The sequence below is a fragment of the Synechococcus sp. PCC 7336 genome (genome assembly GCF_000332275.1).
GTDB lineage: Bacteria > Cyanobacteriota > Cyanobacteriia > Thermostichales > PCC-7336 > PCC-7336.
In genome coordinates, this window is sequence record NZ_CM001776.1 from 1,810,265 (window position 1) to 1,825,536 (window position 15,272).

Here is a 15,272-nt window from a genome sequence, read left to right on the forward strand (position 1 = left end):
ATTGAGTTCTGCGATTGTAGCAGTTAGTCACCTCTGACCCATCCCATCTGGGTCCGCTCTGGATAGCTAGGAGAATTCTGCTATCGAGTGAGTGTTATCAGTTGTCAAGTGGAGGCCCAAAGTGGCTGTCGGCATTTTTGGCAAAAAACTGGGTATGACCCAAATCTTTGATGACGAAGGTTTGGCCGTCCCCGTGACCGTCGTCGAGGCCGGTCCCTGCACCGTCACTCAAATCAAGACGAAAGATACTGACGGTTACACCGCCATCCAAATTGGCTATGGTGCCGCCAAGCGCCTCAATAAGCCCGAGATGGGTCACTTGGCAAAAGCTGGGATTGAAACCCCACTCAAGCATTTGATCGAATATCGGCTCGACGAACCCGAAATTTACGAATTGGGCCAGCAACTCACCGTCGAGGCATTCGCAGCCGGTCAGCTTGTCGATATCTCCGGTACCACCATCGGTCGCGGCTTTACTGGCTATCAAAAGCGCCACAACTTCCGTCGCGGCCCTATGTCCCACGGTTCTAAGAACCACCGCCAGCCCGGTTCCACTGGGGCGGGTACTACCCCTGGCCGCGTCTATCCTGGCAAGCTCATGGCCGGTCGCGACGGCGGCAAGCGCACCACCATCCGCAAATTGACGGTGGTTCGGGTCGATACCGAGCGCAATCTGCTGCTGATCAAGGGCGCTGTGCCCGGAGTCGAGGGCGGCCTGCTGGAAATTCGACCCGCTGTTAAAGTCGGACGCTAGGTCGCACTGTAGGAGAGCAATCCCATGGCAACTTGTACCATCAAAGATTGGCAAGGCGAGGCGGCTGGCGAGACCGAGCTGGATTTGGCCGTTGCCTCGGCAGAAAGTGCCAACCACATTGTTTATCTAGCCCTGCGCCGCCAAATGGCCAATCGCCGTCAGGCTAACGCCCATTCCAAAACCCGCGCGGAAGTGCGAGGGGGCGGTCGCAAGCCTTGGCGTCAAAAGGGCACGGGTCGAGCCCGCGCTGGCTCTATCCGGTCGCCACTGTGGCGGAAAGGGGGGGTCATCTTCGGTCCCCGCAACGAGCGCAACTACAGCCTCAACATGAACCGCAAAGAGCGTCGTCTCGCCCTGCGTACCGCCCTGCAAAGCCGCAGCGACGACCTGATTGTGGTAGAGGATTTTTCCGATAAGCTGGCTCAACCCAAGACGAAAGAAGTGGTCCAGGCCCTAGAGCGCTGGGGGGTGGGTCGGGATCAGTCCGCTCTCATCATTGTGGCCGAGAAAGATGAAAACGTTTATCGGGCAGCCCGCAACATTGCCCGTGCCAAGCTCATCACCGCCAATAATCTCAACGTGTTTGACTTGCTCAACGTCGATTGGATTGTGGCCACCGCTCCTGCACTCGATCGCATTCGGGAGGTCTACAGTGACTCAAAGTAAGCGCCGGTTGGCGGACGTGCTCATCCGCCCCATCATCACCGAAAAAACCAGCCAGTTAATGGAAGAGAGCAAATACACCTTTGAGGTGCAAGACACTGCCACCAAGCCTCTGATTCGGTATGCCGTCGAAGAAATGTTCGGCGTTCGCGTCACGGCAGTCAACACCTACAAGCCCGCCAATAAAAAGCGCCGCCTCGGTCGCAGCACGGGCTTTCGAGTTCGTCACAAGCGAGCGGTCGTCACCCTCGCCAGCGGCGATTCTATCGCCTTGTTCCCCGACGTTTAAGTTCTGACGCAGACCTCCACTCAACCCAGCGATTATGGCCATTCGTACCTTTAATCCCTATACCCCGAGTATGCGCCAGCATACTGCGTCGGACTTTGCCGAAATTACGACGGACGAGCCCGAAAAGTCCCTCGTGACCCACATCCACGACAAGAAGGGGCGCAACAATCGCGGCGTGATTACCAGTCGCCATCGCGGCGGCGGTCACAAACGCCTGTATCGCATCATCGATTTCAAGCGGGACAAAGTGGGTATCCCGGCGAAAGTGGCCACGATTGAGTACGATCCCAACCGCAATGCTCGCATTTGCCTGCTGCACTACAGCGATGGCGAAAAGCGCTATATCCTGCAGCCCCGCTCCCTCAAAGTGGGCGATACGGTGATCTCTGGCGAAGAGGCTCCGTTCGAGATTGGCAATGCCATGCCTCTATCCCGCGTGCCCCTCGGTACTGTAGTCCACAATGTCGAGCTGTATCGCGGTCGCGGCGCTCAGATGGTGCGCTCTGCCGGTGCGGGCGCTCAGGTGGTGGCAAAAGAGGGTAATTACGTCACCATCAAGCTGCCCTCTAGCGAAGTGCGGATGGTGCGCAAAGAGTGCTATGCGACGCTGGGCTCGGTGGGCAATGCCGAATTCGCCAATCAAAACAAGGGGAAAGCGGGGCGCACTCGCTGGGCCGGTCGCCGTCCACACGTTCGCGGTGTCGCCATGAACGCTTGCGACCACCCCCACGGCGGTGGTGAAGGCAAAGCCCCGATTGGCCGTCCTTCTCCTCTGTCCCCGACTGGCATTCCCGCTCTGGGTTACAAAACCCGCAATCGCAAGAAGGCCAGCGGCAAGTTAATCGTGCGCGGTCGCAAGCGCGGCAAGTCCACCCGTTAAGCCACTCTCGTGCGGTTTCGGTTTTCCCCAGTTCTCGATGATATTGACTCGGTAGGTTATTATGCCTCGTTCGCTCAAAAAAGGTCCATTCGTTGCTGCATCCCTGCTCGAAAAGATAGATGCAATGAATGCGCGCGGCGACAAACAAGTGATTAAAACTTGGTCCCGTGCCTCCACCATCATTCCCCAGATGATCGGCCATACCATTGCCGTTCACAACGGCAGGCAGCACGTTCCCGTGTATGTGACCGAACAAATGGTGGGCCACAAGCTGGGCGAATTTTCCATCACCCGCACCTATCGCGGGCACGCCTCCGACAAGAAAGTTTCGCGCCGCTAAAGAGAGGACGACTGATGGCTACTGACACCCTAGAAGTGAAGGCGATCGCCCGGACAGTTCGCATGTCCCCCAGCAAAGTGCGCCGCGTCCTCAACCAGATTCGCGGTCGTTCTTATGCAGATGCGCTCATCATTCTGGAATTTATGCCCTACGCCGCCTGCGAACCCGTTCGCAAAGTCTTGCGATCGGCGGTGGCGAATGCCGAACACAACGAAGGTTTGGACGCAACGGAGCTCTACGTCAGCACTGCCTATGCGGACCAAGGCCCTACCCTGAAACGTTTTCGCCCTCGCGCCCAGGGTCGCGCTTACCAAATTCAGAAAAAGACCTGCCACATCACTGTGTCGGTCAGCCCCATCGAAGCGTAACTTCGTATTTCCTCCAAGCCTCCTGCATCGTTAACCAAGCGCATCACATTATGGGACAGAAGATTCATCCAACCGGCTTTCGCCTGGGCATCACCAAGACTCACCGCAGTCGCTGGTTTGCCAGCCCCGATCGCTATCCCGCCCTATTACAGGAAGACCATAAGATTCGCGCCTATCTGCGCAAGAATCTCACTAATGCGGGCTTGGCCGACATCGCGATCGAGCGCAAAGCCGACCAAATCGATCTGGAAGTTCACACCTCCCGTCCCGGTGTGGTGGTCGGTCGCGGCGGTTCTGGCATCGAAGCCCTCCGCGTCGGCCTGCTCAAAGAACTGGATGGCAGCCCCGCCGCTGAAGGGGGAACCCGCACCGTTCGCATCAACGTCGTGGAAGTCACTCGCGTCGATGCCGAAGCGGCCCTAATTGCCGAGAGCATTGCTCAACAACTGGAGCGCCGCGTCTCTTTCCGACGTGTTGTGCGCCAGTCGATCCAGCGGGCTCAACGGGCCGGGGTAGAGGGGATCAAGATTCAGATTAGCGGGCGTCTGAACGGAGCGGAAATCGCTCGTTCCGAGTGGACCCGCGAAGGCCGCATTCCGCTGCACACGTTGCGGGCCAATATCGACTATGCCGAACACGACGCCAAAACGACATTTGGCATCATCGGCGTCAAGGTTTGGGTCTTCAAGGGCGAGATCCTGCCCGGTCAAGAGCTGGAAACCCGCCCCGCTCCCACCCAACAGCCCAAGCGCCGCTCGCAGCGCCGCCGTCCCACATTTGAAGATCGTTCGGCAGCTGAGGGGTAAACCCCGAGCTGACAGCCGCTCACTGCTGATGGAGAGGAACCGTACCCAATGTTAAGTCCCAAGCGCACAAAATTTCGCAAGCAACAGCGAGGCCGCATGAGGGGTAAAGCCACTCGCGGCAACAAGGTTAGCTTTGGCGAATTTGGCCTCGCGGCCACCGAGCCTTCTTGGATTACCTCCCGCCAAATTGAGGCAGCCCGTCGAGCCATGACTCGATCGGTGCGTCGCGGCGGTAAAATCTGGATTCGGATTTTTCCCGACAAACCCGTGACGATGCGCGCGGCTGAAACCCGGATGGGTTCCGGTAAAGGGAATCCTGAATTTTGGGTGGCGGTGGTCAAGCCCGGTCGCATCATGTTCGAGATGGGGGGCATATCTGAGTCTGTGGCGAGAGAAGCGATGCGGCTGGCGGCCCAAAAGTTGCCGATTAAAACCAAGTTTGTGGTGCGCGAGACCCCAGTTGAGGGAAGCGCTGCTGCCGAACCTTCTACCGAGGATGGAGGTAACTAGTCATGCCGATGCCCAACATCGAAGAGGCTCGCGCTCTCTCTGACGAGGAACTGAGTGACGAAATTCTGGCGGTGAAAAAAGAGTTATTTGAGCTTCGCTTGCAAAAAGCCACCCGCCAACTGGAAAAGCCCCACCAAATCAAGTTAGCCAAGCACCGTCTGGGCCAACTGATGACGGTTGAGGGCGAACGCTCCAGAACGAAAGCTAATGCAGTGGATTCTTAAGCGAGTGAGGGACCCCGAACGTGTCTGAAACAAGTCAAGCAAAGCGCCGCAAAGAGCGCATTGGCCTAGTGGTCAGCGACAAGATGGATAAAACCATCGTGGTGGCTGTCGAGAGTCGCATCTCCCATAGCAAGTACGGCAAGATTGTGGTCAGAACCCACAAGTATAAGGCCCACGATGCAGACAATCGCTGCAAGCAGGGCGATCGCGTCCGCATTGCCGAAACCCGGCCCCTGAGCAAAACTAAGCGCTGGGAAGTTGCTGACATCCTCACCCCAGGAGCGAAGTCATGATCCAGCAGGAAACCATGCTCAATGTGGCGGACAACACGGGCGCTCGGCGCATCCAGTGCATCCGCGTTCCGGGCAGTACCGGTCGTCGCTACGCCCATGTGGGCGATGTGATCGTGGCGGTGGTTAAAGACGCTGCCCCCAATATGCCGGTGAAAAAGTCGGATGTGGTCAAAGCCGTGGTGGTGCGGACCGTCAAGTCGATTCGCCGCCCGAACGGCATGACGATTCGGTTTGACGACAACGCTGCCGTCCTGATCAACCCCGACCAAAACCCTCGCGGCACCCGCGTCTTCGGTCCGGTGGCCCGAGAGTTGCGGGAGAAGAACTTCACCAAGATCGTCTCGCTCGCTCCGGAGGTTCTGTAAAATGGCCCGCAAACTCAAGCGCAGCCAAATTGCTGCCCTAGCCAAGCAGCCAGGTATTCGCGCCCATCGCAATTCCCTGCGCTACAAGATGAAAGTCAAAAAGGGCGATACCGTTCAGGTGATTGCCGGCAGCGACAAAGGCACTGTTAGCGAAATTCTATTTACCCTGCCCGCCAGAAATATGGTGGTGGTGGACGGCGTCAACATCCGCACCCGCCACATCAAGCCGCAGCGGGAAGGGGAAAGCGGTCGGATTGAAACCAGCGAAGCTCCCATTCACGTCTCTAATGTGATGGCTTATTCCAAAAAGGAAGAAGTGGCGAGCAAGATTGCTTATACCTTCACCCCCGAAGGGCGCAAGGTGCGCATGCTGAAGAAAACTGGCGAAATCCTCGACTAATCCCTCCGGGAGCTGTCTGGCCCTTATTTTTCTGTTGAGAACCGACCATGTCACAACGTCTCAAGACGCGCTACACCGAGAAACTCGTGCCGCAGCTCATGCAGGAGCTGGGTTACAAAAATATTCACCAGGTACCCAAGCTGGAGAAGATTGTTGTCAATCGCGGTTTGGGCGAAGCCTCCCAAAACGCCAAGGCGCTGGAAGCTTCGCTAGCTGAAATCAGCAAGATTACCGGTCAGCGTCCCGTGATTACGCGGGCCAAAAAGGCGATCGCCAGCTTCAAAATCCGGGAAGGCATGCCGGTCGGTCTCAAGGTCACCCTGCGGCGAGAAAAGATGTATGCGTTTCTCGATCGCCTGCTCAACGTCGGCCTGCCCCGAATCCGCGACTTTCGCGGCGTCAGCCCCAAGGGGTTTGACGGTCGCGGCAACTACACGATTGGCGTGCGGGAGCAACTGATTTTCCCCGAAATTAGTTACGACCAAATCGACCAAATCCGAGGCATGGACATTTCGATTGTCACCACCGCCACCGACGACAACGCCGGTCGAGCCCTGCTCAAAGCCTTCGGCATGCCCTTCGCTTCCTAGGTAGCCACTCTCCCCAGCCCCTTCACCCCCTTGGTATTCCGATCGTGATTCGACACACTGTACGACGAGCAACTGCCTTCCCGGCCCCGCTTCAACCCATCCGTCTCGCTCTGCAGGCTTAGAGGTAACTGCACATGGCGCACACAAACGACACTATCTCCGATATGCTCACCCGCATCCGCAATGCCACGCTGGCGCGGAAAGACGCGGTGACGCTACCGTCCACTAAGATGACCCGCAACATCGCTCGCGTATTGACCGAAGAAGGGTTTGTCGAGGGGTTCGAGGAGGCCGATGCCCGTCTTGGCAAGGACATTGTCTTGTCCCTCAAATACAAGGGCAAGCACCGCAAGCCGATCATCACCAAGCTACAGCGGGTCAGCCGTCCCGGCCTGCGGGTGTATAAGAACCGCAAAGATCTGCCCCGCGTATTGGGGGGCATTGGCATTGCCATCATTTCCACCTCTAGCGGCATCATGACGGATCGCGATGCCCGCCGCAGCGGCATTGGCGGCGAAGTCCTCTGCTACGTCTACTAAGTCACCCGTTCAGGAGTTCCGATCGTGTCTCGTATTGGCAAGCAACCCATTCCCATTCCCGACAAAGTGACCGTCAAGATTGAGGGTCAGGATGTCGCGGTGAAAGGCCCTAAAGGGGAACTGCAGCGCACGATTCCAGCCAAAGTCACGGTGGTTCTCGACGGTGGCGAAGTCAAGGTCGCACCGGTTGACAGTACCCGCGTCGGTCGCCAAATGCACGGCCTTTGCCGCACGTTGGTGGCCAATATGGTTGAGGGGGTCTCGCAGGGATTTGAAAAGCGCTTGGAGATTCAGGGGGTGGGCTATCGCGCCCAAGCCAAAGGAACCACACTCGTTTTGAACGTCGGTTATAGCAACCCGGTGGAAATTCCCGCGCCCGAAGGCATTCAGTTGGCGGTTGAGGGCAACACCAACGTGATTGTGACCGGTATCGATAAAGAACTAGTGGGTAACACCGCCGCCACCATTCGTGCGGTTCGCCCCCCCGAACCCTACAAAGGCAAGGGCATCCGCTATGCCGGAGAGTACATCCTACGTAAAGCTGGCAAGTCTGGTAAATAAGCCATGAAACTGAGTCGAAAGCAAAACACCCGCCGCCGTCACCAGCGCATTCGCCGCAAGGTGACCGGAACTGCAGCATGCCCCCGTTTGGCGGTGTATCGCTCCAACCAAAATATCTACGCTCAAGTCATCGACGATGCTGCTCAGCACACCTTGGTGGCGTCTTCTACACTAGATGCAGAGTTGCGTCAGGCGCTGAGCCCGGGCAGCAACCAAACAGCGGCGGCGGCAGTGGGCAAGCAAGTGGCCGAACGGGCGATCGCCGCAGGGATTAAACAGGTGGTGTTCGATCGCGGCGGCAAGCTTTACCACGGTCGTGTCAAAGCTCTAGCCGATGCGGCTCGCGAAGCCGGTCTGGAGTTTTAGCTAGCCTTTTACATTGAGGCCCACTCAATCCACTTTTTAGGACATCAATCATGGCTGAACGTCGCAGTAGAAAAAAGAGTCGCGAGACCCGCGAAGCTTCCGAATGGCAGGAGCGAGTGGTGCAAATTCGCCGCGTCACCAAGGTGGTCAAGGGGGGTAAGTCCCTCAGCTTCCGCGCTGTGGTGGTGGTGGGTAACGAGAAGGGCCAAGCGGGCGTTGGCGTCGGCAAGGCAAACGACGTGATCGGAGCCGTGCGCAAAGCCGTGGCGGATGGCAAAAAGCACTTGATAACCGTGCCCCTCACCTCCAGCCAATCGCTGCCCCACCGCATGACGGGAGAAGCAGGTGGCGCTCGCGTCTTGGTCATGCCAGCCGCCCCCGGTACCGGCGTGATTGCGGGCGGTGCCGTTCGCACTGTGTTGGAGTTGGCTGGCGTGCGCAATGCTTTAGCCAAACAATTGGGTTCCAGCAACCCCCTCAACAATGCCCGGGCCACTATCGATGCCTTGAGTCTGTTGCGGACCTTCGGCTCTGTGGCAGAAGAGCGCGGCATTGAGGTGTCCAGGCTATACAGCGTTTAGCGCCTGCGGCGATCGCCTCTTTTCCCCGTCTTTTTCTCCACTTGCCCGCTTCCAGTCCATCCTTTCAAGAGCTTGTTATGCGTTTGAATGACCTTCGTCCTCAAGCGGGTGCCACCCGCCGCAAGCGTCGCCTCTGTCGCGGCATCTCCGCCGGACAGGGTGCTACAGGCGGTAAAGGTATGCGCGGCCAAAAATCCCGTTCTGGCGGCGGGACTCGCCCTGGTTTTGAAGGGGGACAAATGCCCCTTTACCGGCGCTTGCCCAAGCTGAAGCACTTCACCATTGTCAACCCCAAGCACTTCACCATTATCAATGTGGGGGATCTGAACGAGCTGGAGGCGGGCACTGAAGTCAGTTTGGAGAGCTTGCTAGAGGCTGGCATTCTGACAGCATCTAATGGCCCACTCAAGATTTTGGGGGATGGCGATTTATCGGTCGAGCTCGCGGTGAAGGCGGCGGCGGCAACGAAGTCCGCTCGCGAGAAGATCGAAGCGGCTGGCGGCAGCCTCGAACTCATTTAGAGCGCACTAAAGGCTCGCTCGATACCAAGTTCCACAGGCCCCAGAAGTAATGGAAGAACTGTGCTGGGGCGGGCGGAGCTCGAGAAAATCAGTCTCGGGACAAGCAAGAGTGAGCGAGGCAAGCGGAAAATACCGAGATTGAGCTGCCACCAGAGTTAAGATTGATGCTGCAGTTTCCGCGATCGACCCGATGCAATCTCTCCCTCAAGTCTCGATCGAAGAATTTTGCGAGCTTGTCCGTGCAGTAGAAGTCGGCCAATTGCAATTGATTGACGTGCGCGAAGTGCAGGAGTTGGCGATCGCCAATTTGAACGATCTGGGGTTTCGCAATTACCCGTTGAGTGCTTACGACCAATGGAGCGAAACCATCCTGGACGAGCTCGCACCCGCCCTGCCCACCTACGTTATGTGCCACCACGGCATGCGCTCGGCCCAGATGACCGCTTGGCTGATTCAGCAAGGGTTTACCGACGTGAGTAATATTAGTGGCGGCATTGCCGCTTGGTCGGAGAGAATCGATCCCACTCTGCCTCAATACTGAGCTCTCGCCTCTCGCCCTTCGCACATGCCTGTTCCCATCGTCTACCATTCCGACTACGTTGCGCCGCTGCCGGACGGCCATCGCTTTCCCATGCCCAAGTTCCAGCGGTTGTTCGAGATGTTGCAGCAGGAGGGCATCGCGCGTCAGGGATACTGTTTTGAACCGGAGATGCCCAGCCGCGAGTGCTTGCAACTGGTGCACGATCCTGATTATGTGGCGGCTTATTGCGACGGCAGGCTCGACGATAAAGCGATGCGCCGTATTGGTTTGCCCTGGAGCGAGTCGGTGGTGCGGCGCACTTGTCGGGCGATCGGAGGCACGATCCTCACCGCTCGACTGGCCCTCGATCGCGGTCTTGCTTGTAACACGGCTGGGGGCACCCATCATGCGTTTCCAGACTATGGGTCGGGCTTTTGTATTTTCAACGATCTGGCGGTGGCGACGCGGGTGTTGCAACGGCGGCAGTTGGCTCGACGGATTTTGATTGTGGATTTAGATGTGCATCAGGGAGATGGTACCGCCGTTATTTTTCACAACGACCCCAGCGTATTTACGTTTTCGATGCACTGCCAAGACAATTTTCCCGGCACTAAACAGCAAAGCTCATTGGATGTGCCGCTACCGGTGGGAATGGAGGATGAAGACTACCTACAGACGCTGGCAGCCTATTTGCCGGATGTGTTGGCCGATTTCAAGCCCGATCTCGTTTTGTTCGATGCGGGAGTCGATCCCCATGTAGACGATCGCCTCGGCAAACTAGCTCTCACCGATACCGGCATCTATCGTCGCGAAATGCAGGTATTAAACACCTGTGTGGGGGCTGGCTATCCGGTAGCAGCAGTGATTGGGGGCGGCTATGCCAGCGATATCGCATCGTTAGTATATCGTCACTCGCTGTTGCATCGAGCAGCTGACGAGGTGTGTCGCCACTATGGCTTGTGACGCAATGAGCCTGCGAATTGCATTACTGGCAGGTACTTTCGACAGTTAGGTCTATATATCCACAATAGCTCTGGGACCGCTACGGATGTATGTTTCAGAGGCGATCGCCGCTGTGATTTTGGTGCAGGGAATAGACTATCGGATACCTCAGGCATTCTTGCTCCCCTCTCCCCGGGGAGAGGGGCTGGGGGTGAGGGCCTCCATGACTATCTGCAACACCCCTTCCAAGTCATCAAAAACCTGTTGATTTTGCAAGCGCAGAACAGTCAGGCTATGCGATCGCATCCAAGCATCCCGCTCGCGATCCCGCTCGATTTGGGTTTGATGGATTCCACCATCCAGCTCAATGACAAGCTTTGCCGCGTGGCAGTAAAAATCGGCGATGTAGCGACCCATATTGTGCTGTCGTCTGAATTTGCCATGATTGAGTCTGCGATCGCGCAAGCATTCCCATAGAATCTGCTCGGCTGAGGTTTGATGCGATCGTAATTCACGGGCACGTTCTAAGAGTGTGCGGGGAATTTGTCGGAGCTTGCCGGTGAGGGTATTGCCCTCATCCCCCCGGCCCCCTTCTCCCTGGGGAGAAGGGGGAGTAAGATGCGCCTCTCCATTCTTGCTCCCCTCTCCCCGAGGGAGAGGGGCTGGGGGTGAGGGCTGTACCCCCAGCGGCTTCGTAATCTCCTGCATCATCTAACTCTAACGCATTGGTAAAGAATGTCAGATCGGAGGTCATTATAAACCGCGACTAGATTGAGATCCGTAGTTTTTCGATCTCAGGATCGCCCCGCACTGGTCTCAGTGGTAGAATTTGGCATCTCTCGTTCGAAAATTGTCTAAATATGAAAGACGTTGCCGAACTGCACGAAGAAGCGATGGAGCTGGTAGACCGAATGCTACTGGCTCGCCTTCGGGGTGATGCCGAGGCGGTTGTATGGGCTCGTCAGGCTTTTGAGCGGGAGCGTCAGGTAGCGGATTTAATCGAGCAGAGATTTGACCTCGAACCGACTCGGTCGGTGTTGCATAGAAGCGCGGCTGCTTTGGCGATCGATTGTGGAGAGATTGAAGAGGCTAGGCGTTTAATCGAAGCCGGTTTAGCTGGATATCCTCCTGCAGGCATTGAGAAGGAGTTACAAGGCTTGTTGCGATCGGGCTCGAAAGGATGAAGCAATCGACCCACTTTTCGGGAGGGAATGCTGTTCGAAGCCCGCTAGACTTTCGCGGTCAGAATTTACGGGGGCGATCGTTTAAGGGGCAAGACCTGCGGGGGGCTGACTTTAGCGACGCGGATATTCGTGGAGCAAATTTTGTCAGGGCGAATTTCACGGGAGCAAATTTTAGCAATGTCACAGCGGGATTACAGCGCCGTTGGTTTCTGAGTTTACTTGCCCTCTCAGTTCTATTCGCGGCAATTTCTGGTGTGATGACTGCTTTCGCAGGAATCCTTGCTCTAGCCACCCTAGAAACCGCCCTCGCCAACCCAAAAGCCCCCGACAGCAAACGTAAAGCCAAAGGTGCCCTAGCCTTTTTCAACGGCCTTTCCATCGCCGCCAACATCAGCACCATCCTGCAAGCGATCGCCCAATTCTCCACCTAAACCCCCAAACTCCCTCAAGTCCGATCGCCCACATAGCGAGCCAACGAATCAGCGATCGCCTCTGCCGTCCTCTGCTGGTGCTCGGGCGTAACAATCAGTTCAAACTCCTCCGGGTTGATCGTAAAACCCAACTCCAACAACACCGAAGGACAGCTCGTAGCCCGAATCACCGCCAGACTGGAAAAGAAATGACCGTAATCCGGTTGACCCAAATCCCGCAGCAAATCTAAATGCAACGCTTGAGCCAGTGGACGACTGTGGGGAAAATACCAAAAGCTAGCAATCCCGCGCGTGTTTTCAGCATCGCCACTATCGGGCAGAGCATTGTAATGGATGCTGACAAACAGATGAGGCTCGGCATCCCCTTGCAGATCGGCACGATCGGCCAAGGGCACGAACACATCTGCCGTACGAGTCATCAACACCTCAGCCCCACGCTCGCGCAACAGAGCCGCCAACCGCTGACTGACACTCAAATTCAGCGCCTTTTCGGGATACCCATTCGGCCCCCGCGCCCCCAAATCGATCTCGCCGCCGTGACCGGGGTCGATCGCAATCTTCAGCCCCCTCAACGGCGCGCTGGCATCCGTCTGAGGCGCATGGCGCACCCGCAACAACAACGTCGTGCCCTCATAAGTCGCCTCGTACCCCCAAGCATAATCCCGCGATAAATGCAGCTTGTAGCGAATGCGATCGCCACTCACCTGCCCCCAACTCACCGCCGTCACCAACGGATCGTCAGCATCCATCCGAAAAAAGTCCGTCTGCAACGATGCCCCATCCAACTCCAGCACGATCTGACCCGGCTCTTCTGTGACGTTGTAGGGCAACCGCACCGTCAGCGGCAAGCGCAACTCCGTCCATTCCCCCACCCGCGTCAACTGCACGCTCCCAACCGCGCTGCGGGGAGGCTCGGGCACAGACACAATCTCCGCTTGGGCCGCCGCAATCCACTTCTCCGATGCAGTCTGGAGCCAGTCATTCTCTCGCCCGACAATCTCCGATTGAGTGCCCTGCGGCCAAGGGGAGTAACGGATATAAGAACTGCTGGGACCGTTGCGGGCGATCGCATCATCGGTATTCGCCCTTGCCACCAGCGTTGCTTGAGGGTCGAGCACCCGCAGGAGGCCAGCATTTGCCGTCACCGTTTGACCGCTGGCGGTCAAGACAATTTGCGGGCTCGTTTCCCCACCGGCACGACTGTCCGGCAAGTTTGCACAGCCTCGATACCGCCCTGCTTGTACGACAGGAACCGCCTCAATCTCCCCCGTTAAAATCGCATTTGCCACCGGCAAACTCGTCACATTCGAGTCAGCCACCAACGGCACCAACTCATCCCACAAGCGCACGCTGACATCGGCATTGGGAGTGCCGATCGCCTCAAAGCAAACCACCTCCCCCGGTTGTTTCCACACATCCCCTTGCGGTTGGATGGTATCTGACAGCAAGCCAACGGTTGCAGGAGCCGAACGGATCGGGTTGAGGCGAGTGACCTGGCGCACGAACTGCTGAGGAGCTCCGTTGGAGGGTCGCAGAATAAAAGTAAATGTGTTGCTGCCGATCGCTAAGGGAAAGCTGGGGGCAAAGTGACCGGCGGGACTGCGGTGGATCGCTTGCCCGTTCACCGTGACTTGAGTGCGGGCGGGGGCGGTGCCGATAAAAAAGATAGACTGCGATGCCGTACTGTGATTCTCGGGCGGATAGACAATCTGCCAGTCATCCGCAACACTCGGCCTGCCGGTGACAATTAGAGCCCCCAACAGAATGGCGATCGCCACCCCCACCACTCTCCAGCGTTTCATCGCCACCCTCCTCAATATCTAGCAAGGTCACTTCGACAACTGCCTGTCTTCCAGCCTCAACTCCTCTCGCAAAGCCTGTCATCAGCCGTACCTTGAGGCTAGGAGAAATCCCAGCCAAGCTTTGCGGCTGTTCCTCCCCTCTCCCTAGGGAGAGGGGCCGGGGGTGAGGGCAATGCAGAATCATGGAACTCAGATCTAGCAAAACCAGTCTCTCGGGCCTAAATTCCAGCCCGAGCCATACCAAACGCCATCACCAACATGCCCAACACCAGAAACGGCTGGGCACTCGCCTGATACTTAACATCGTTGGCAACCGGATCGCGCAAGAAGTACATATCCTGGAGCACAATCTGCGGAATCACCAAAAAGACAATCAGAGTGGCCAACAGATTTTGACCCACCACCACCAAAAAGATCGCCATACTAATTTGAAAGACATCGATCGTAGTGACCGAAATCCAAGCGGCCTTTTGAACGCCAAATACAACGGGCAGAGATTGCAGACCCAACTCGCGATCGCCCTCCACACTCTTGAAGTCATTCACCACCGCAATCCCCAAACCGGCAAGGCTGTAAATCAGCGTGATCGCAATAACCGTGGCATTTAACTGACCGAAGAGCGCGTGGCCCGCCCACCAAGGCAGCGCAATATAGCTAGAGCCCAAGGCATAGTTCCCCAACCAGCCATTTTGCTTCAGCTTGAGGGGCGGTGCCGAATAGATATAAGCCACGAAGATGCCGAACGCGGCTAACACCGTCATAATCGGAAACTCGTGCGCAGCCCACACATCCAGCCCAAACGCCAGCCCCAACCCCAGCAGCAGCAGCAGCCAAATCTGGGCAATCACCCGCTGGAGGGAAATCGCCCCCGAGGGAATCGGACGGTAGGGCTCGTTAATGGCGTCAATCTCGCGATCGTAATAGTCGTTCAACGTTTGAGTATAACCCGCCAGCAACGGCCCCGACATCAACATGCAGGCCATCGATTGGGCAAAACACTCCCAAGTCCACTCGTAGCCGCCAGAGGAAGCCGCGCCGCACACCACCCCCCACATCAGCGGAATCCAAGTTACGGGCTTCATTAACTGCAAATGAATTTGCCAGACGGAGCGATCGCCCACCTCCGCCCCCTTCATGCCCAACATTTGGCGAGCTCGCGCCCCCTTCGAGGCCGCTCCATTGCCATCTTCGACAGCCGCAACCCCACTAGCATCGGGCAGCGGTATATCGACCTCCAGATCGGGAGCATTTTGCGGTTCGGGTGCAACAGATTCAGACATAGATCGCGATCGCAGTAACAACCATCGGCTTCTCGCTCGCTCGCGTGAGAGAGACGCTTTCAT

At 57.1% G+C, this 15,272-nt stretch carries 25 protein-coding genes; 22 read left to right on the forward strand and 3 right to left on the reverse strand.

What is annotated here, in order from left to right; genetic code table 11:
- The first annotated feature begins 121 nt into the window (after window positions 1-121).
- From rplC to SYN7336_RS08740, 20 genes are all read left to right on the forward strand, one after another.
- Window positions 122-754, forward strand: coding sequence for a 50S ribosomal protein L3 (gene rplC / locus SYN7336_RS08645; RefSeq protein WP_017325539.1), 633 nt, complete (start codon window positions 122-124; stop codon window positions 752-754).
- Between the two features lie 24 nt (window positions 755-778).
- Complete coding sequence (rplD, locus tag SYN7336_RS08650) at window positions 779-1,420, forward strand: 50S ribosomal protein L4 (protein ID WP_017325540.1); 642 nt, start codon at window positions 779-781, stop codon at window positions 1,418-1,420.
- Window positions 1,407-1,706, forward strand: a complete 300-nt coding sequence (locus tag SYN7336_RS08655; RefSeq protein WP_017325541.1) for a 50S ribosomal protein L23 — start codon at window positions 1,407-1,409, stop codon at window positions 1,704-1,706. The genes rplD and SYN7336_RS08655 overlap by 14 nt, the downstream gene beginning before the upstream one ends.
- Before the next feature lie 34 nt (window positions 1,707-1,740).
- Window positions 1,741-2,586 carry a 50S ribosomal protein L2 gene (gene rplB / locus SYN7336_RS08660; RefSeq protein ID WP_017325542.1) on the forward strand — a complete coding sequence of 282 codons (846 nt, stop codon included), beginning with the start codon at window positions 1,741-1,743 and terminating at the stop codon, window positions 2,584-2,586.
- A 61-nt stretch (window positions 2,587-2,647) separates the two neighbouring features.
- The gene (rpsS, locus tag SYN7336_RS08665; protein ID WP_026100835.1) at window positions 2,648-2,926 is read left to right on the forward strand and encodes a 30S ribosomal protein S19; all 279 of its coding nucleotides are present in this window, start codon (window positions 2,648-2,650) and stop codon (window positions 2,924-2,926) included.
- A gap of 14 nt (window positions 2,927-2,940) precedes the next feature.
- Window positions 2,941-3,294 (forward strand): 50S ribosomal protein L22, encoded by a 354-nt coding sequence (rplV, locus tag SYN7336_RS08670; RefSeq protein ID WP_017325544.1) that lies wholly within the window; start codon window positions 2,941-2,943, stop codon window positions 3,292-3,294.
- Between the two features lie 50 nt (window positions 3,295-3,344).
- Window positions 3,345-4,100 (forward strand): 30S ribosomal protein S3, encoded by a 756-nt coding sequence (gene rpsC / locus SYN7336_RS08675; RefSeq protein WP_017325545.1) that lies wholly within the window; start codon window positions 3,345-3,347, stop codon window positions 4,098-4,100.
- A gap of 48 nt (window positions 4,101-4,148) precedes the next feature.
- Complete coding sequence (gene rplP, locus SYN7336_RS08680) at window positions 4,149-4,610, forward strand: 50S ribosomal protein L16 (RefSeq protein ID WP_017325546.1); 462 nt, start codon at window positions 4,149-4,151, stop codon at window positions 4,608-4,610.
- A 2-nt stretch (window positions 4,611-4,612) separates the two neighbouring features.
- Window positions 4,613-4,834, forward strand: a complete 222-nt coding sequence (rpmC, locus tag SYN7336_RS08685; RefSeq protein WP_017325547.1) for a 50S ribosomal protein L29 — start codon at window positions 4,613-4,615, stop codon at window positions 4,832-4,834.
- A 20-nt stretch (window positions 4,835-4,854) separates the two neighbouring features.
- Window positions 4,855-5,127: a 30S ribosomal protein S17 gene (gene rpsQ / locus SYN7336_RS08690; protein ID WP_017325548.1), complete on the forward strand. Its 273-nt coding sequence runs from the start codon at window positions 4,855-4,857 to the stop codon at window positions 5,125-5,127.
- Window positions 5,124-5,492, forward strand: coding sequence for a 50S ribosomal protein L14 (rplN, locus tag SYN7336_RS08695; RefSeq protein WP_017325549.1), 369 nt, complete (start codon window positions 5,124-5,126; stop codon window positions 5,490-5,492). Before rpsQ ends, rplN begins: the two co-directional genes overlap by 4 nt.
- A gap of 1 nt (window position 5,493) precedes the next feature.
- On the forward strand, window positions 5,494-5,892 hold the full coding sequence (gene rplX, locus SYN7336_RS08700) for a 50S ribosomal protein L24 (protein ID WP_017325550.1): 399 nt from the start codon (window positions 5,494-5,496) through the stop codon (window positions 5,890-5,892).
- A gap of 47 nt (window positions 5,893-5,939) precedes the next feature.
- Window positions 5,940-6,482, forward strand: a complete 543-nt coding sequence (gene rplE / locus SYN7336_RS08705; protein ID WP_017325551.1) for a 50S ribosomal protein L5 — start codon at window positions 5,940-5,942, stop codon at window positions 6,480-6,482.
- A gap of 134 nt (window positions 6,483-6,616) precedes the next feature.
- Window positions 6,617-7,021 (forward strand): 30S ribosomal protein S8, encoded by a 405-nt coding sequence (rpsH, locus tag SYN7336_RS08710; protein ID WP_017325552.1) that lies wholly within the window; start codon window positions 6,617-6,619, stop codon window positions 7,019-7,021.
- 24 nt (window positions 7,022-7,045) lie between these two features.
- Window positions 7,046-7,582 (forward strand): 50S ribosomal protein L6, encoded by a 537-nt coding sequence (rplF, locus tag SYN7336_RS08715; RefSeq protein WP_017325553.1) that lies wholly within the window; start codon window positions 7,046-7,048, stop codon window positions 7,580-7,582.
- Between the two features lie 3 nt (window positions 7,583-7,585).
- Window positions 7,586-7,948: a 50S ribosomal protein L18 gene (rplR, locus tag SYN7336_RS08720; RefSeq protein WP_017325554.1), complete on the forward strand. Its 363-nt coding sequence runs from the start codon at window positions 7,586-7,588 to the stop codon at window positions 7,946-7,948.
- 50 nt (window positions 7,949-7,998) lie between these two features.
- The gene (gene rpsE, locus SYN7336_RS08725; protein ID WP_017325555.1) at window positions 7,999-8,529 is read left to right on the forward strand and encodes a 30S ribosomal protein S5; all 531 of its coding nucleotides are present in this window, start codon (window positions 7,999-8,001) and stop codon (window positions 8,527-8,529) included.
- A 77-nt stretch (window positions 8,530-8,606) separates the two neighbouring features.
- The gene (gene rplO / locus SYN7336_RS08730) at window positions 8,607-9,050 is read left to right on the forward strand and encodes a 50S ribosomal protein L15 (protein ID WP_017325556.1); all 444 of its coding nucleotides are present in this window, start codon (window positions 8,607-8,609) and stop codon (window positions 9,048-9,050) included.
- A 190-nt stretch (window positions 9,051-9,240) separates the two neighbouring features.
- Window positions 9,241-9,591 (forward strand): rhodanese-like domain-containing protein, encoded by a 351-nt coding sequence (locus tag SYN7336_RS08735; RefSeq protein WP_017325557.1) that lies wholly within the window; start codon window positions 9,241-9,243, stop codon window positions 9,589-9,591.
- Window positions 9,592-9,615: 24 nt separating this feature from the next.
- The gene (locus SYN7336_RS08740) at window positions 9,616-10,533 is read left to right on the forward strand and encodes a histone deacetylase (protein WP_017325558.1); all 918 of its coding nucleotides are present in this window, start codon (window positions 9,616-9,618) and stop codon (window positions 10,531-10,533) included.
- Between the two features lie 147 nt (window positions 10,534-10,680).
- Here SYN7336_RS08740 and SYN7336_RS08745 read toward each other — a convergent pair whose 3' ends face one another.
- Window positions 10,681-11,220, reverse strand: a complete 540-nt coding sequence (locus SYN7336_RS08745; RefSeq protein WP_083885886.1) for an endonuclease domain-containing protein — start codon at window positions 11,218-11,220, stop codon at window positions 10,681-10,683.
- Between the two features lie 152 nt (window positions 11,221-11,372).
- Between SYN7336_RS08745 and SYN7336_RS08750 the strand changes: the two genes are divergently transcribed.
- Together SYN7336_RS08750 and SYN7336_RS08755 are read left to right on the forward strand one after the other, a co-directional pair.
- Window positions 11,373-11,696 (forward strand): hypothetical protein, encoded by a 324-nt coding sequence (locus tag SYN7336_RS08750; protein WP_017325560.1) that lies wholly within the window; start codon window positions 11,373-11,375, stop codon window positions 11,694-11,696.
- Window positions 11,693-12,127, forward strand: a complete 435-nt coding sequence (locus SYN7336_RS08755) for a pentapeptide repeat-containing protein (RefSeq protein ID WP_017325561.1) — start codon at window positions 11,693-11,695, stop codon at window positions 12,125-12,127. Before SYN7336_RS08750 ends, SYN7336_RS08755 begins: the two co-directional genes overlap by 4 nt.
- 14 nt (window positions 12,128-12,141) lie before the next feature.
- Here the strand turns inward: SYN7336_RS08755 and SYN7336_RS08760 are convergent, their stop codons facing one another.
- Both SYN7336_RS08760 and chlG read right to left on the reverse strand, forming a co-directional pair.
- Window positions 12,142-13,929 (reverse strand): N-acetylmuramoyl-L-alanine amidase, encoded by a 1,788-nt coding sequence (locus tag SYN7336_RS08760; protein ID WP_017325562.1) that lies wholly within the window; start codon window positions 13,927-13,929, stop codon window positions 12,142-12,144.
- A gap of 218 nt (window positions 13,930-14,147) precedes the next feature.
- Window positions 14,148-15,209 carry a chlorophyll synthase ChlG gene (gene chlG / locus SYN7336_RS08765; RefSeq protein ID WP_017325563.1) on the reverse strand — a complete coding sequence of 354 codons (1,062 nt, stop codon included), beginning with the start codon at window positions 15,207-15,209 and terminating at the stop codon, window positions 14,148-14,150.
- Between the last annotated feature and the right edge of the window lie 63 nt (window positions 15,210-15,272).

Bases quoted from the DNA above. Each gene is read 5' to 3' on its own strand.
- rpsH (WP_017325552.1), top strand. From the start codon at position 6,617: ATGGCGCACACAAACGACACTATCTCCGATATGCTCACCCGCATCCGC.
- SYN7336_RS08740 (WP_017325558.1), top strand. From the start codon at position 9,616: ATGCCTGTTCCCATCGTCTACCATTCCGACTACGTTGCGCCGCTGCCG.
- rplN (WP_017325549.1), top strand. From the start codon at position 5,124: ATGATCCAGCAGGAAACCATGCTCAATGTGGCGGACAACACGGGCGCT.
- chlG (WP_017325563.1), bottom strand. From the start codon at position 15,209: ATGTCTGAATCTGTTGCACCCGAACCGCAAAATGCTCCCGATCTGGAG.
- SYN7336_RS08735 (WP_017325557.1), top strand. From the start codon at position 9,241: ATGCAATCTCTCCCTCAAGTCTCGATCGAAGAATTTTGCGAGCTTGTC.
- SYN7336_RS08750 (WP_017325560.1), top strand. From the start codon at position 11,373: ATGAAAGACGTTGCCGAACTGCACGAAGAAGCGATGGAGCTGGTAGAC.
- rplX (WP_017325550.1), top strand. From the start codon at position 5,494: ATGGCCCGCAAACTCAAGCGCAGCCAAATTGCTGCCCTAGCCAAGCAG.
- rplE (WP_017325551.1), top strand. From the start codon at position 5,940: ATGTCACAACGTCTCAAGACGCGCTACACCGAGAAACTCGTGCCGCAG.
- rplP (WP_017325546.1), top strand. From the start codon at position 4,149: ATGTTAAGTCCCAAGCGCACAAAATTTCGCAAGCAACAGCGAGGCCGC.
- SYN7336_RS08760 (WP_017325562.1), bottom strand. From the start codon at position 13,929: ATGAAACGCTGGAGAGTGGTGGGGGTGGCGATCGCCATTCTGTTGGGG.
- rplR (WP_017325554.1), top strand. From the start codon at position 7,586: ATGAAACTGAGTCGAAAGCAAAACACCCGCCGCCGTCACCAGCGCATT.
- rplV (WP_017325544.1), top strand. From the start codon at position 2,941: ATGGCTACTGACACCCTAGAAGTGAAGGCGATCGCCCGGACAGTTCGC.
- rpsC (WP_017325545.1), top strand. From the start codon at position 3,345: ATGGGACAGAAGATTCATCCAACCGGCTTTCGCCTGGGCATCACCAAG.
- rpmC (WP_017325547.1), top strand. From the start codon at position 4,613: ATGCCGATGCCCAACATCGAAGAGGCTCGCGCTCTCTCTGACGAGGAA.
- SYN7336_RS08755 (WP_017325561.1), top strand. From the start codon at position 11,693: ATGAAGCAATCGACCCACTTTTCGGGAGGGAATGCTGTTCGAAGCCCG.
- rpsE (WP_017325555.1), top strand. From the start codon at position 7,999: ATGGCTGAACGTCGCAGTAGAAAAAAGAGTCGCGAGACCCGCGAAGCT.
- rpsS (WP_026100835.1), top strand. From the start codon at position 2,648: ATGCCTCGTTCGCTCAAAAAAGGTCCATTCGTTGCTGCATCCCTGCTC.
- rplO (WP_017325556.1), top strand. From the start codon at position 8,607: ATGCGTTTGAATGACCTTCGTCCTCAAGCGGGTGCCACCCGCCGCAAG.
- rplD (WP_017325540.1), top strand. From the start codon at position 779: ATGGCAACTTGTACCATCAAAGATTGGCAAGGCGAGGCGGCTGGCGAG.
- rplB (WP_017325542.1), top strand. From the start codon at position 1,741: ATGGCCATTCGTACCTTTAATCCCTATACCCCGAGTATGCGCCAGCAT.
- SYN7336_RS08745 (WP_083885886.1), bottom strand. From the start codon at position 11,220: ATGCAGGAGATTACGAAGCCGCTGGGGGTACAGCCCTCACCCCCAGCC.